The organism is Micromonospora rubida, assembly GCF_009908295.1.
Classification (GTDB): domain Bacteria; phylum Actinomycetota; class Actinomycetes; order Mycobacteriales; family Micromonosporaceae; genus Micromonospora; species Micromonospora rubida.
The window spans coordinates 871,306-885,696 of sequence record NZ_JAAALO010000004.1; the positions used below are offsets into that span (position 1 = coordinate 871,306).

Sequence of the window (14,391 nt, forward strand, 5' to 3'; positions counted from 1 at the left end):
ACTAAGTCTCGACATGATCTCAGCGTTACGGTCCAGATGCGGATCGTAGTGATCGGCCCATCTAGGGCTCCGTCGACGAGACGGCCGAACCACCACACACGTGGCTCCGAGCAGGGCGTATCCCGGGGGCCTGGGCGTCGATGAGCGTCCATCGGTCGACTCTGCGCCGGGCGTCGCAATCGTCGATTCCCCACCCGATCGGCCGAACGCCACTTGCGACATCCGGTTACACTACTGACACGTTCGGTCAGCTCTGGGAGTGGCCGAATAGGTGACCTATGTATCGATCGCCGACAAAGCAGGGGGTGCGACGGGTGTTACGGGATGTTCGCTGTCAGGTAACTTATCTGACACCTTGATGTCAACTCCACCGGCGTGTGAGCGGGTTGCGCCGGACTTGCCGCGCCCGGCACCCACTCGTCTCGGAATCCGCTGGTCGCGCGACGCTTTCTGTCGAACATCGGGCCCCAGCGTCGCGTCACGTCGGTTAGGCCGCCTGCTTCGGCGATCTCCATCGGGTTGAGCACGCCTGCGTCCGGCTGGTTCGTCCTGGCACAAGCTATGGAATGACAACGCCGTGGATCAGTGCGCCGTCCCATCGATGCATCCTGCGAATCATGTCATGGTAGGGATTGGAGATGAAATTGTGGGTCTGAAGCTGCCGCTCTCCGAGTTGGATGCCCGCATCATCGAAAGTATCGCAGCGGGTGAGCGCACCGTGCACATCGCGAACAAAGTATATCTGAGCCGCCAAGGCGTCGAATACCATGTCAGCAAGTTGTTGCAGCGGCTACGTGTGCCTAATCGGCCCGCGCTCATCGCCAAGGTGTATTCGCTGGGCATTCTGGCGGTCGGGACCTGGCCCCCGGAGGTTTGCCGGGAAAGGCTCGATTGAGCGGAACAGGAATCAAGCCGTGTAACCCGATGACCATCGCCAGGGACGATTCGAGGCCTCATGGAAACGAAGGAAACAGGGCCCTCCGACCACCCGATGGTAGTGGCGATATGTGCTTTCCACGTCGACAACGTGCGCAAGCACCTACACCACAACCTGGCCCAGCTGTCCGGTGACGAGTACTTCGTGCAGTTGGACAGGCCGAGCACTCCGGAGGCGGAGTCGGTCGCGGCCGAGGTGGATGCCGCCGGCGGAACGATGCACGTTCTCGGTGCCACCGGCGGCCTGTCCGCCTCGCGGAATCTCATGATGGCTCGGTGGCCGAATCACCACGTGATGTTCGTCGACGACGACGTACGGCTGGACGCCAAGGCCGTCACGGCGGTCCGCGAAAGCCTGCGTGCGGGCGCGCACGTCGTCGGCACTCGTCTCGCCCGCCCACCACGCCCCCTGCCGTGGTACGTGACGTCCGGCCAGTTCCACCTACTCGGCTGGCACCGGGACGATCGCGAGATCAAGATCTGGGGTGCCTGTATGGCAGTGGACACCGCCTTCGCCCACGCCAACGGCCTCGACTTCGACCTCGCGTTGAGCCGGACGGGTGGCAACCTCCAGTCCGGCGAGGACACCACGTTCATCAAACTCATGAAGGACGCGGGGGCCCGGGAGCAACTCCTACCGGACTGCTCCGTGACGCATGACGTGGATCCCGCCCGGCTGACCCTGCGCTACCTACGGCGGCGGGCGTACTGGCAGGGTCGGTGCGAGTCACGGCGTAACCAGGCGTGGGCGGGGTTGCGGAAGGAATGGGACCGGCATCGAACCGCACCGGAGTCCCGCCTGCGCCTGCCGCTGGCGTGCCTCTACGGTGCCGTGACCGCGTGGGGCGTCCTTCATGATCTGCTTCTGCGGAGGTGGGGGCACGATCATCGCTCGGCGGCAGTCTGATGTTCGATTGTGTGTTGCCAGCATTCACGTACGCCGTCCGTCAGACCGATTCTGGCCTTCCAGCCGAGGGTCGCGTGTGCCAGCGAAGAGTCTAGCCAGTTGCCACCTCTGTCGAACTGGCGACCGCCTTCCCAGATCACCTCGATCCGCTGGTCAACCACGGTCGATACCACCGCAAGCAGATCGGCCAGGGAGGTGGGTGCCCCTGAGCCGACGTTCAACACGGTCGGGATTCCTTCCGGACCGGTGGTGGCGGTACGGCGGTGTACGGCTTTGAGGATCTCGGCGACGTCGTCCACGTGCACGTAGTCGCGGACCACCTCCGGATCACCGAAGACCCGGATCGGTTGCCTCCTGGCCGCGGCGTCCAGCCAGTGCGACAGTACGCCGTAGCCGTGCGCCGGGCGCTGACCGGGCCCATAGACGTTACTGAGTCGCAGGATCACGGGACGGACATGGTCGGTGTGGCCCAACAGTTCGCGTTCCAGCCCAAGCTTGGCGCGGCCGTACGCCGACGTCGGCCTGGTCAACGCCGATTCGCTGTACGGCGGCCACGCGTCCGGCGAATACACCGTGCCGCCTGAACTGGCCAGTACGAACACCGGGAACCGGGCGGAGTGCCGCAAGGCCGTCAGGACGTCGATGAGCAACCTGCGCTCGGCGATGATCTGTTCCGGATGGCGCTCGGCAAGTGCCGGGCTCAACCGCGCGGCGAGGAACAGTACGATCTCGGCGTCGCAGAGGCCGGCAGCCGGGCGCCCGTCGACCACCGGCGGGTGCGCCTGGTTGAAGCGCGCGACCGGGTGCCCCGCGCGGGTCAGTTCGGTCACGAGCCGGGACCCGATGAACCCGGTGGCTCCGATCACGGCCGTCGGGCATCTCCTTACCTGAACTGCTGTCACGACGACTCGGTGCGAGTGACCGGGCGCAGGCCCGTGGCCGAGGAACGACCCAGGGCCGCCAGAGTGGTGACGACGAACACCCGTTCGTCGTCACCGGCCGGCGGCGCGGTCCGGATGGCGCGGAGCGACGTGTATGCCCGTACCAGATCGGGGTGGACGCCGGACGGCGGCCGGTAGCCAGGATCCGCGCGGACGAAGGCGACCGGGCAGCCGAGCGCTCGCGCCGGCAGGACGTCGTGGTCGTGCCGGTTGCCGACGACCAGCAGGTCGGCGGGGGCGACGCCGAGGTGTTTCAGAGCGAGTCCCAGCAGCGCCGGATCGGGCTTGGCGACGCCGACGAGCGAATCGAGAAAGACCGCCGCGCAAGCGTCTGTCAATCCCCAGGCATCCAGTACCCGCGCGCATTCCGGTGGCTGGTTGGCGACGACCACCGTCGGGACCTCGCGGGCCAACGTCACCGCCGCCCGGACCGCGCCCGGCATCTCTTGGGCGAGTTCGTGCCAGGCCCGGCGAATCTGCGCCCAGCCTCGCGCGGCGGCCGGCGAATGCAACAGCGTCCGGCCGGCGGATCCGTCGTTCGGGGAGCGGTAGAAGCGCTCGATGTGCTCGATGAAAACGGACCGGGTGATCGCCGGGTCGTCAGATCGGAGCAGATCGTACGTCGTTTGCAGCCACGCCAGCTCGAACGGCTCATCGTAATAGATGACCCCACCGACATCCAGCGCCATGGCGCCGTATTCGGTCATCTCAATGACTCCCGTGTCGTCGACAGCATCCGGGTGATCCTCGCACGGTCCATCGTGACCGATCGAGCCTTCGGCGGCCGATCCGACATCTCACCGGCGAATTCTAGGTTTTCCCCTATTTGTCGATGGTCCGCGGCCGGCCGGTGCCCGGCTGTTCAGTCCCACGACCTTTGTCGCAGATGATGTCCCGGTTCCTGTGTCAGAAGATCACCTCGATGGTCTTCTGGATCGGCCGTGTCGCCCGCTGCCCAGACCCAGGGCGCGTCTACACCAACCACCTCAAGCCGGGCGCCCGCACGACTGTGCGGGAGTCCTGTCCTGTTCGCCTCGCTGAAGGCCCTGCCGAGGGCGTGCCACGAAATGTCTAGGTGAAGTTCTATATGAATACCATATCGACCGTTTGTAGAGTTCGTTGGATCGCCGTATGGGATATGGAGTCTGATGCTTGCGCACACCTGATCTGCACGAATGTGCCGGGAGCACATTCGACCTCGCCGAGACTGCGTCCGAACCGGCGGTCGAACGTGGCCCGTACCCCGCCTCATCCGATCCCGGCGACCAGGTCGCGATGCTCGGTGCGGCGCCCGGCGTCGCGGTGCCCTGCCCGGTCGCGGCAGTCCTCGATGCACTGCGGGCGTGACCCGCCCGAGGTGGTGTCCCGCCCGACCGTCCGTTCAGGCAATCGACAACAGGGGATGTTCGTGGAACCGAAAGCAATCAAGTCGCTCGCGGGGGCCCCTCAATCGGTCGCGGTCATTGGCATCGGTTGCCGGTTCCCCGGCGACGTCAATTCCCCGGACGATTTCTGGGACCTGCTCGCCGGCGGGCACAACACCACCGGCGAAGTGCCGGCCACCCGGTGGGAGCCGTACCGAGACCTGGGGCCCGAGTTCGAGAACGCCGTACGGCGGGCGAACCGTTCGGGCAGCTTCCTGAATGAGATCGACGGCTTCGATGCCGAATTCTTCGGCATCTCGCCACGCGAGGCCGAGCTGATGGATCCCCAGCAGCGACTGCTGCTGGAGGTGGCCTGGCAGGCCCTGGAGCACGCGGGCATCGCACCGCGCGAGCTGGCCGGCACGGACACCGGTTTCTTCGCCGGTGCCTGCACCTACGACTACGGTGCCCACCAGCTCGAGAACCTGCCGTACATCGACGCCTGGACCGGGATCGGCGCCGCCGCCTGCGCGCTCTCCAACCGCATCTCACACGTCCTGGACCTGCGCGGGCCGAGTCTGACAGTGGACACCGCATGCTCGGCCTCGCTGGTGGCCCTGCACCTCGCCGCGCAGAGTCTGCGGCTGGGCGAGAGCACGGTGGCGCTGGCCGGCGGCGTCAATCTCATCGTCTCTCCAGGCCAGTCGATCACCCTCGGCGCCGCGGGTGCACTGGCCCCGGACGGGCGGAGCAAGTCCTTCGACGCCACCGCCGACGGGTACGGCCGCGGCGAGGGCTGCGGCGTCGTCGTGCTGAAGCTTCTGGCCGATGCCGAGCGCGACGGAGACCGGGTGTTGGCGGTGCTGCGCGGTAGCGCCGTGAACCAGGACGGTCGCACCAACGGGATCATGGCCCCGTGCGGGCAGGCCCAGGAGCACGTGATGGAACGGGCCCTGCGGTACGGCGGAATAGAGCCGGGCTCGGTCGACTACATCGAGGCACACGGCACGGGCACCCCGCTCGGCGACCCGATGGAGGCCTCCGCGATCGGTGCCGTGTACGGGCGCGGTCGCGCCGACGGCGAGCCTTGCCTGATCGGTTCGGTCAAGGCCAACATCGGCCACCTGGAAGGCGCTGCGGGCATCGCCGGAATGATCAAGGCGGTGCTCGCCCTGAACCGCGCCGAGATACCGGCCACCCCGGTCGTCACCGAAGTCGATCCGGCCATCGCCTGGGACGCACTGAACGTCCGCGTGGTGACCCGTCATCAGTCCTGGCCCGAACGCGAGAGGCCGCGCCGGGCCGGCGTGTCCGGCTTCGGGTACGGCGGGACGGTGGCCCACGTCGTGCTCGAGCAGGCGCCACCGCGCACGCCACGGGAGAGCAGCCCGCTGACCGGTGAATCCCTGTACCCGATCTCCGCGTCCTCCGCGGCGGCGTTGGGCGATCAGGCGCTGGCGCTCGCCGGATGGCTGTCCCAGGACGCCGACCTGGCCTCCGTGGGACACACGCTGGCGATGCGGCGCTCGCACCTCGCGTACCGGGCGGTTGCCGTGGCCGCCGACGCGAACGGTCTCGGTGCCGCGCTACGCGGCCTGGCCGCGGGCGAACCGGTCGACGGCGTGGTCACCGGATCGCCGCTCGGGGACGATCCGAAGCTCCTCTGGGTCTTTTCCGGCCACGGTTCCCAGTGGGCGGGGATGGGCCGGGAACTGCTCGTCACCGAACCGGCGTTCGCGCGGGTGATCGACTCCCTGGAAGCCGTCTTCCTGGAGGAGATCGGCTTCTCGCCACGGCAGGCATTGCTGGACGGCGTGTTCGACGCGGTCGACCGGATCCAGACGATGATCTTCGTCATGCAGTTGGGACTGGCCGCGATGTGGCGGTCGCGAGGCGTGACCCCGGACGCCGTGATCGGCCACTCCGTCGGCGAGATCGCCGCCGCGGTCACCGCCGGCCTGTTGACGGTGGAGGACGGCGCCCGGTTGATCTGCCGGCGATCGGCGCTGCTGCGACGCGTCGCGGGCCAGGGCGCGATGGCCATGGTGTCGTTGCCGTTCGAGGAGGTCGCCGAGCGGTTGGCCGGTCGGAGCGACGTGGTGGCGGCCATCGAGTCGTCGCCGTCGTCGACGGTGGTTTCCGGCGATCCCGCGGCCCTGGATGCGCTGGTCGCCCAGTGGAATGCCGAGAGGCTGGTGACCCGCAAGGTGGCCTCCGACGTGGCGTTCCACAGCCCGCACATGGATCCGCTGCTCGATGAGCTGACCGCTGCCGTCGACTTCATGCCGCACAGCCCGCGAATCCGGGTGTACTCCACCGCTCTGGGCGACCCGCGTGCGGCGATGACGGCCGACGGAGCCTACTGGGCCGGGAACCTGCGCAACCCGGTGCGGCTCGCCGCCGCCGTCACCGCGGCGTTCGCCGATGGCTTCCGTGCGTTCGTGGAGGTGTCACCGCATCCGGTGGTCACCCACTCGATCCACGAGACGTTGGCCGGATCCGACGAGGATGATGCGTATGTCGGCGTCACGCTTCGCCGCGATCAGTCCGAGGTACGCAGCTTCCTGACCGCGCTCGCCGGGATGCACTGCACCGGGGTGGCCATCGACTGGGCGGCTCTGCACCCACGGGGAGAGCTGGCCGCACTGCCGGTCTACCGGTGGCGGCACCGCAGCCACTGGCACTATCCCGCTCCGGTCTCCCGGACCGGGGGGCGCGGTCACGACCCGGATTCGCACACCCTGCTCGGTGCACGGCGCAGCCTGGCGGGGAGCACGGTGCGGGTGTGGGAGACCGGCCTGGACGACACCAACCGGCCCTACCCGGGCAGTCACAGCCTCAACGGCGTCGAGATCGTGCCCGCCGCCGTACTCGTGGTGACATTCCTGGCGGCGGCCGAGCGGGATGGCGTGCCACCGGTCCTGGTCGACGTGGCGATGCGGCACCCGCTGATGACATCGGACCTGCGGGAGATCCAGGTCATCCAGGAGGCCGATGCCGTCCGGCTCGCGTCCCGGGCCACCGGCAGGGATGCCGGCGAGGATCCGCCGTGGCTGGTCCACGCCGACGCGACCGTGACCGACGGTGATCCGGCGGCGCTCACGGGACGGACACTCGTGGACCCCGAACAGTACCGGCTGGAGCCGGCCGACCCTGGGTCGATCCATCGCCGGCTCTCTGAGGTCGGTGTCCCGTCGACCGGTTTCGGTTGGTCGGTGGATCAGCTACTGTCCGGGTACGGCGTCCTACGGGCCCGCGTCCGCACCGCCGAAACATCCACCTGGGCGTCGGTGCTGGACGCGGTGATGTCGATCGCGCCGGCGGCGTATCCCGGCATCCCGCAGTTGCGGATGGTGGTGCAGATCGACGAGGTGGCCACGAGTGGCCTGCCGCCCGAAACCGTCCTCGTCGAGGTGCAGCTCGACGAGGGCCGCCCCGACACGGTGGACGCCATCGTCGCTACCGAGGACGGCCGAGTCCTGGCCGCTCTGCCCGGCCTGCGCTATCCGGTGATCGACCAGCCGCCCGCTCCGGCCAGCGACGAGGAGACGAGCCTCGCGGAGCCGGCGATGTCCTTCGCTGACCTGCCGCCGGGCGAGCTGCGGGAACGGGTGCTGGAGGAGGTTCGTCGCCAGATCGCGACCGAAATGCGGCTCGCGGTGGACGACCTGCATCCGAGGCGCCCGCTCGCGGAACAGGGCCTGGACTCCGTGATGACGGTGGTGATCCGGCGTCGGCTGGAGAAACGACTCGGGCTGGGACTACCAACCACCGTCTTCTGGCAACAACCCACCGTGACGGCCATTGCCGATCACGTGACCGGGCTGCTCTCGTCGAGGGACTAGTAGTGTTTTGTCGCGATTAGCTATAGGGTCGGTGCTTCTGTGCTGGTCGGGCCGTCGAGTCGAGCATGGACGGCGAGGTGCAAGGCCTTCACGATGACTTGTCCGAGTTCACCGCTGATGTCTTCGGCTCGTTGACGCGGGTGGGATGGCAGCAGCGGGCAGGGCAGTATCTGCGCGGATTGATGCTGGACGGGCGGCGTAAGTCGATCCAGCCGATGGCCGCACGGCTGCCAGGGGTCCATGTTCAGGCGGGACTCAGGACACTAGACAAACCGACGTGACATCGGCCGCGGCAGAGTCGGTCTGCCGCGGCCGATATGGGTACGTGCACAGCACGTGCCGCACAGATTCGCGGAAGCACTCTGTGGGGTCGGCGCGGCGGCGGTTCCCGCTACCGGCTGACCGCTACCGGCACAGAGCCGTCGGCCCGGTCGCCTGTCGGGCCGCTTGGAACAGCAACGGACCGAGCCGCCGCGGGACACCGCAGACAGCATCCGCGTCCGACCGGTCAGGACGAAAGGCTCGGCAATGAGATCGCGGGATTCGCGAACTCGATGACGATGGTTCGGCGCCACCGGTCGGTAGGGTTCGAACCCGAGCCGTGCACGAGCCGGACATCGTGCACGATCACATCGCCCACCTCTGACGGGACAGGCGTCCGGGGCCCACCGTCACGGACCTCCAGGACGTCGATGTCGCCGGGCAGCAGATGGGAGCCCGGAACACCTTCCAGACAGCCATTCTGCGGGCCCGCGGTGTCCAGGCAGACGCTCAGGTTGCAGACCGTGTGCGGTGCGACGTTGGCCCGGTCGCGATGCCACGGAACACCTGCTGCCCTCTTCGGCTCCTTCAGGACCAGGGCGAAGGCGGTAGGCACGACCGGTGACCCGACGAACGCGGCGGCCAGTTCCGACAGTTCCTGGCGGAACAGCAGCTCGCGCCCGGCCCAGTCCTGCTTCTCCAGGTTGTGGATCCGGTAGAGCACCGGAGCCTCATGTTCGACGTCGTAGTTCCAGTAGTCGTCCGAGACGTAGCCGTGATCGGTGAAGCGGGAGATCAGGTCGATGGCACCGGCCTTGAGCCGGGCCACCGTGTCGTCGGCGAAGATCGGACCGGCGTTGACGAAGCCGTCCTCCCGGAATCGGCGGATCTGCGCACCCAGCCGGGTCCGGCCGACCACGACGATGTCGCAGACCTCTGCCGATTTGCGCTCGTGCAGCACCTCGACCTCGGTGAACCCGGCGTTCTCCAAGGCCGCGAACAGCGAGGCCCGGTCCAGCCAGCGCACGTCCACGCTCAGCCCGCGGGCCTGAGGCTCCGGGTGCTCCTCACGGACGTGCTTGACGGAATATCCGTCGAGCGTCTCCAGCCCGTCGGAGCTGCCCCAGTAGTGGGTCGAGAGGTAGATCCCGGCGGAAGCCCGGGCGATGTTCTTGAGCAGGGCCCAGGGCTCCCGGACGTGATACATCAGGCCGGCGCAGAGGACGGCGTCGAACCGGCCCAGGGTAGCTAAATCGAGCGTCTCCACGTCGGCGACCCGCAGTTCCACATTGGTGATGCCATGCACCTCCATCACGAACTCGGCACGGCGCAGATTCTCCTCGCGGCCCTCGAGCCCGAGAATGCTGGTACCGGGCTGTCGGGCCAGCGCGAGCGTATCCGCACCCTCGAGCGCACCGAGCTCCAGGATCCGGGTCGCACCGGGAAACGCCGTGTAGAACGCTCGCGCGCGATCGGCTGGATCCTGGCTCAGGAGATATCCGTGGTCGGGGCCCTCCGCATAACGAAATCCCTCGTACTCGAATCCGTTCACCCACGGCTCGAGTTCCTTCGCGCGACGCTGAATTTCCCTACGGTCCATGGATTCCAAGCCTAGTGTTCGGGTGTGCACTGGAGACTGGTGTTTTCACCACTGTCAGGGAGGCGCCGATCCCAGACGCTTTTCGACATGCCGCGCCCACTCCGGAACCTGGTGGCCACCGATCTCGATGTCGAACGACGATCGCAGTTCCGTCGGCCCCACACTGGCCGCCCACGTCGCGGTCCGGGCCAATCCGTCCGCCAGCGGGGTGTCCGGCCAGTCGCCGAAGACCTTCCGGGCGTCGTCGGTCGCGGTGTACGCCACCCGGACCTCGTCCCGCGCGGGCAGGTGCACGATCGGATGATCCGGAACGCCGGCCGCCACCCGGACCGCCTCCGCGAGTTCCAACACGGTGTTGGTGCTGGCCGCGCCCACGTTGAAGCTTCGGCCCCAGGCCTCCTCGACATCGGGCGCCTGGCACACCACGTCCACGACGTCGCCCACATACGTGAACGCCCGCACCTGGCCGCCGTCGCCGTAGACCGTGATCGGCTCGCCACGCAGGATCTGGTTGAAGAAGATCGCCACCGCATTCCGGTACGGGTCTCGCATATTTTGCCACTCGCCGTAGACGTTGTGCATGCGGAAAGCGGTGAACGGAAGCCCCTGCGTCCGTGCCGTCACCGCGAGTTCACGCTCGATGACGAGCTTGGCGTTGCCGTAGCTGTCTGCCGGCACCGGGATGGAGGTTTCTCGCATCGGCGTGTCACCGTGACCATAGACGGCGACCGAGGAGGCGAAGCAGAAAAACGATACCCCGGTCTGCAACGACGCGTTGATGAGATTGATGCTGCCCATCACATTGGTGCCGTAGTTGAGCTTTTTGACCGAGTGGCTGATCGCCTCGGCGGCGAAGGCCGCGAAGTGGAAGACCCGGTCGAAGCGGTGCTCGGCGAAGACCTGATCCACCAGGTCGGCGTCGGTCACCGAGCCGACGATCAAATCGGCACCCGCGGGTACGCGGGAAGAGTTACCGCCGCTGAGATCGTCGAGCACGGTGACCCGGCGCCCGTCACGGATCAACCGTCCCGCCAGGTGCGAACCGATGAAACCGGCGCCACCCGTCACCAGGCAGTGAGCCATACCGGGCTCCTTCGAAGGTTGGGCGAGAAGATGGACAATTGTGGGTGACGCACCGTCAGCCGTGAGGGACGTCGTCGAGTTGTTTCCGCAGCGGCCCCCACCAATGCCGGTTCGCGTGGTACCAGGCGACCGTCTCGGCCAGGCCGTCGGCGAAGGGGACACGTGGGGCGTAGCCCAGGGCCCGGAGCTTCGCGTCGGAAAGCGAATAGCGGCGGTCGTGGCCCTTACGGTCGGGAACCCTCTCGACGGCGTCCCAGCTACCGCCGACCGCGTCCAGCAGGTGCTGGGTGAGTTCCAGGTTGGTCAATTCCGCCGTCCCGGCGATGTGGTAGACCTCGCCGGGCGCACCGTACTCGACCACCGTCTGGATGCCACGGCAGTGGTCGGCCACGTGGATCCAGTCGCGGACGTTGCGCCCGTCGCCGTAGAGCGGGACCGACCGACCGTCCATCAGGCGGGTGAGGAAGAGCGGGATCACCTTCTCGGGAAACTGGTACGGACCGTAGTTGTTACCGCACCTGGTGATGCGGACCGGCAGTCCGTACGTCCGCGCATACGCCAGGGCTATCAGGTCACCGCTCGCCTTGGCCGCGGCGTACGGCGAGTTCGGTGCCAGCGGCGCGTCCTCGCTCCAGGATCCGGCTTCGATGCTGCCGTACACCTCGTCGGTGGAGACCTGGACGATCGTCGGCACTCCGGCGGTCAGGCACGCCTGCATGAGCGACTGGACGCCCTGTACGTTGGTCCGCAGGAACTCCGCTGAGTCGACGATGGACCGGTCGACGTGGGTCTCAGCCGCGAAGTTCAGCACCACGTCGTGGCCGGGCACGACCTCAGCGAGCAGTCGGCCGTCGCAGATGTCACCGCGGACGAAGGTGATGTCGCCCCGCACCCCGTCGAGATTCGCGAGATTTCCCGCATAGGTGAGGCTGTCGAACACCGTGACCTCGCAGCCCCGCCACCCGGGGTACGACCCGGCGACGAGCTCCCGGACGTAGTGTGAGCCGATGAAGCCGGCGCCACCGGCCACGAACACCCTCGGCACTACACACTCACCCGTACTTCACTGTGGTCACCGAGGACGAAGCGGTAGGTCTTCGGCACGCGCGGGCCCGTAATCAGGCGTGCCTCCCGGCCGATCATCGACCACTCGATCCCGCCGACGCCGTCGATGAAGGCACCGCGGAGCACGATGGACTGCTCGATCTCGCTGTTGATGATCGTGCAGTCGCAATCGACCGACGTAAACGGGCCAAGTAGCGAGTTACGAATGATCGAGCCGGCCCCGACCACGACGGGCCCGACGATCCGCGACCCGGAGATGACCGCCCCGGGCCCGATCACGACCCGACCGGTCATCTCGGTATCCGCACTGACGTCGCCGCGCACCTCGGAATCGAGGCTCTCCAGGACGAACCGGTTCATCTCCAGCATGTCCGCGAGGCTGCCGGTGTCCTTCCAGAATCCGGTGATTATGGTGGACTCGATACGCCTACCGTGGTCGATCAACCATTGGATGGCGTCGGTGATCTCCAGTTCGTTGCGCCACGACGGCTTCAGTTCGGCTATCGCCTCGTGCACGGCCGGGCTGAAGACGTACACGCCTACCAGAGCGAGGTCGCTCTTGGGATACCGGGGCTTCTCCTCGACACCGATGACCTGACCGTCCGGGCCCATCTCCGCGATGCCGAAGGCGTGCGGATCCTTGACCCTGGTCAGCATCAGTTGGGCGTGCGGCTGTTCCCGGCGGAACCGCTGGACCGCGTCGCTGATGCCACCGACGACAAAGTTGTCGCCCAGGTACATCACGAAATCGTCCTCGCCGAGGAAGTCCCGGGCGATCAGGACCGCGTGTCCCAGACCGCGCGGGGCGTCCTGGGGCAGGTAGGTCACGTCCAGGCCGAACTGCGAGCCGTCACCGACCGCCCGCTCGATCTCCGGCGCGGTGCTGCCGACGATGATTCCTACTTCCCGAATCCCAGCGTCGCGAATCGCTTCGAGGCCGTAGAAGAGGACCGGTTTGTTCGCGACCGGAATGAGCTGCTTCGCTGACGTGTGGGTAATCGGGCGCATTCGCGAGCCGACTCCACCCGCCAATACCAGCGCTTTCACGAGTCGACCCTGGATATTCGGACCGGGACAGAAACCTGGTTCACGATGGACTCCGACAGTGGAGGCGACTGGTTCTTCGACGGTACCGAAGTCGGTCCCGTGATTTCCCTACTAAAGCGTCCGCGATCGATCGACGTCGACGCGGAGAGTCAGGCCAGTCGCCCAGGTTGGACAAGCAGCGCGCCGCGGACAGATCGTCTATCCGTCCTGGTCCGTTTCGACCAGGTCAGCGCCCGCCGCTCGCAGCAAGGCCCGCACCATGCCGGCGAAGTCGACGCTCGGGCACCAGCCGGTCGCGGCCCGCAACCGGCTCGCGTCGCCGACCAGCGGGACGCTCGGCCGGGTGAGCACCGCGGCATTTTCCTCGACGTGGTCGCGCCAATCCAGCCCGACCGCCGCGAAGGCGGTCGCCGCGAACTCGCCGACGGTGCGCCGCACCCCCGAGGCGACCACGTAGTCGTCCGGTGTCGCCAGGCTGAGAATTCGCCTCATCGCGTCCACGTAGTCCGCCGCGTAGCCCCAGTCCACCTCGGCCGCCAGGCCGCCGAGCACGAGCCGGTACGCTTCGCCGCGCTGAATGCGTACCACGGCGTCCACGATCTTGCGGGACACGAAGCCGGGGCGTCGGAGCGGGGACTCGTGGCTGTAGAGGATGCCGACCGAGGCGAACACCCCCCGCGCTCGGTAGGAGCGACAGTGCAGCAAACCGGCCGCCTTGCTGATGCCGTAGACGGAGGTCGGTCGAAGCGGCGTGGTCTCGTCCTGCACCGGCGTGTCCGGCATGCCGAAGACGTGTGAGGAGGCGGCGTAGAACACCTTCGAGGCCGGACTGTACTGATCGATGGCCTCCAGGAAGTGCACCACGGCCAACGTGTTGACGGCGTACGACCGGTGTGCCAGCTCTACCGGATCGGCGACCGGGTCCTGTGCGGAGTTCTGCACCGCTGCCAGCAGGTAGATCTCGTCTGGTCGCAGCTCGGCCACCAGTTCGGCCACGTCGTCCGGCCGGGTGATGTCGATTGCGCCGTGGCGGCCCACCGGCACCACCCGGTACCCGAGGGCCCGCAACAGCCGGCTCAACAGCACCCCGTCCTGGCCGTCGGCACCCACCACGATCGCCGTCGGCACCGTCAGACCTGGAGCTCGTCCGGCAGCGGGAATACCAGCCGGCCGCCGGTGAGATCACGTTCACCGCGTGACATCACGTATCGGAGTGGGCCGCGGCCGAGGGCCGTCCGGTCGAAGCGCCGTGCCCGCGCGAGGAAGGCGCGTGGGGTGCCGCGGCCCAGGAGGACGGCGTGGTGTCCGGTCATGAATGGCTGCTTCCGCTCGAAAAGGGACA

The 14,391-nt window shown here is 67.5% G+C and carries 11 protein-coding genes and 1 pseudogene; 4 read left to right on the forward strand and 8 right to left on the reverse strand.

Features of this window, described 5'->3' with window-relative positions:
* The first annotated feature begins 646 nt into the window (after positions 1 to 646).
* Entirely contained in the window at positions 647 to 895 is a 249-nt protein-coding gene (locus GVV04_RS18575) for a LuxR C-terminal-related transcriptional regulator (protein WP_161689265.1), read from the forward strand.
* A 60-nt stretch (positions 896 to 955) separates the two neighbouring features.
* Complete coding sequence (locus GVV04_RS18580; RefSeq protein WP_235966258.1) at positions 956 to 1,843, forward strand: glycosyl hydrolase; 888 nt, start codon at positions 956 to 958, stop codon at positions 1,841 to 1,843.
* On the opposite strand, the gene GVV04_RS18585 is transcribed toward GVV04_RS18580, so the two are convergent.
* Positions 1,822 to 2,745, reverse strand: coding sequence for an NAD-dependent epimerase/dehydratase family protein (locus GVV04_RS18585; protein ID WP_161689266.1), 924 nt, complete (start codon positions 2,743 to 2,745; stop codon positions 1,822 to 1,824). The genes GVV04_RS18580 and GVV04_RS18585 overlap by 22 nt on opposite strands.
* Complete coding sequence (locus GVV04_RS18590) at positions 2,742 to 3,491, reverse strand: HAD family hydrolase (RefSeq protein WP_161689267.1); 750 nt, start codon at positions 3,489 to 3,491, stop codon at positions 2,742 to 2,744. Before GVV04_RS18590 ends, GVV04_RS18585 begins: the two co-directional genes overlap by 4 nt.
* A gap of 368 nt (positions 3,492 to 3,859) precedes the next feature.
* Between GVV04_RS18590 and GVV04_RS18595 the strand changes: the two genes are divergently transcribed.
* Together GVV04_RS18595 and GVV04_RS18600 are read left to right on the forward strand one after the other, a co-directional pair.
* Entirely contained in the window at positions 3,860 to 7,993 is a 4,134-nt protein-coding gene (locus tag GVV04_RS18595; protein WP_328822444.1) for a type I polyketide synthase, read from the forward strand.
* 65 nt (positions 7,994 to 8,058) lie between these two features.
* Positions 8,059 to 8,244 (forward strand): annotated as a pseudogene (locus GVV04_RS18600) (transposase); the annotation flags it as partial.
* A gap of 257 nt (positions 8,245 to 8,501) precedes the next feature.
* Here GVV04_RS18600 and GVV04_RS33225 read toward each other — a convergent pair.
* The 6 genes from GVV04_RS33225 to GVV04_RS18630 all read right to left on the reverse strand — a co-directional run bounded on the left by GVV04_RS33225 (position 8,502) and on the right by GVV04_RS18630 (position 14,362).
* Positions 8,502 to 9,806, reverse strand: a complete 1,305-nt coding sequence (locus GVV04_RS33225) for a phytanoyl-CoA dioxygenase family protein (protein ID WP_328822445.1) — start codon at positions 9,804 to 9,806, stop codon at positions 8,502 to 8,504.
* 102 nt (positions 9,807 to 9,908) lie between these two features.
* Positions 9,909 to 10,937, reverse strand: a complete 1,029-nt coding sequence (locus tag GVV04_RS18610; protein WP_161689268.1) for an NAD-dependent epimerase/dehydratase family protein — start codon at positions 10,935 to 10,937, stop codon at positions 9,909 to 9,911.
* 55 nt (positions 10,938 to 10,992) lie between these two features.
* Positions 10,993 to 11,982: a dTDP-glucose 4,6-dehydratase gene (gene rfbB, locus GVV04_RS18615; RefSeq protein WP_328822446.1), complete on the reverse strand. Its 990-nt coding sequence runs from the start codon at positions 11,980 to 11,982 to the stop codon at positions 10,993 to 10,995.
* Positions 11,982 to 13,049, reverse strand: a complete 1,068-nt coding sequence (locus tag GVV04_RS18620; protein ID WP_161689269.1) for a glucose-1-phosphate thymidylyltransferase — start codon at positions 13,047 to 13,049, stop codon at positions 11,982 to 11,984. Before GVV04_RS18620 ends, rfbB begins: the two co-directional genes overlap by 1 nt.
* 198 nt (positions 13,050 to 13,247) lie before the next feature.
* A complete protein-coding gene (locus GVV04_RS18625) occupies positions 13,248 to 14,177 on the reverse strand; it encodes a GDP-mannose 4,6-dehydratase (RefSeq protein ID WP_161689270.1) in 930 nt (309 codons plus the stop codon).
* A 2-nt stretch (positions 14,178 to 14,179) separates the two neighbouring features.
* A complete protein-coding gene (locus GVV04_RS18630) occupies positions 14,180 to 14,362 on the reverse strand; it encodes a hypothetical protein (RefSeq protein ID WP_161689271.1) in 183 nt (60 codons plus the stop codon).
* Between the last annotated feature and the right edge of the window lie 29 nt (positions 14,363 to 14,391).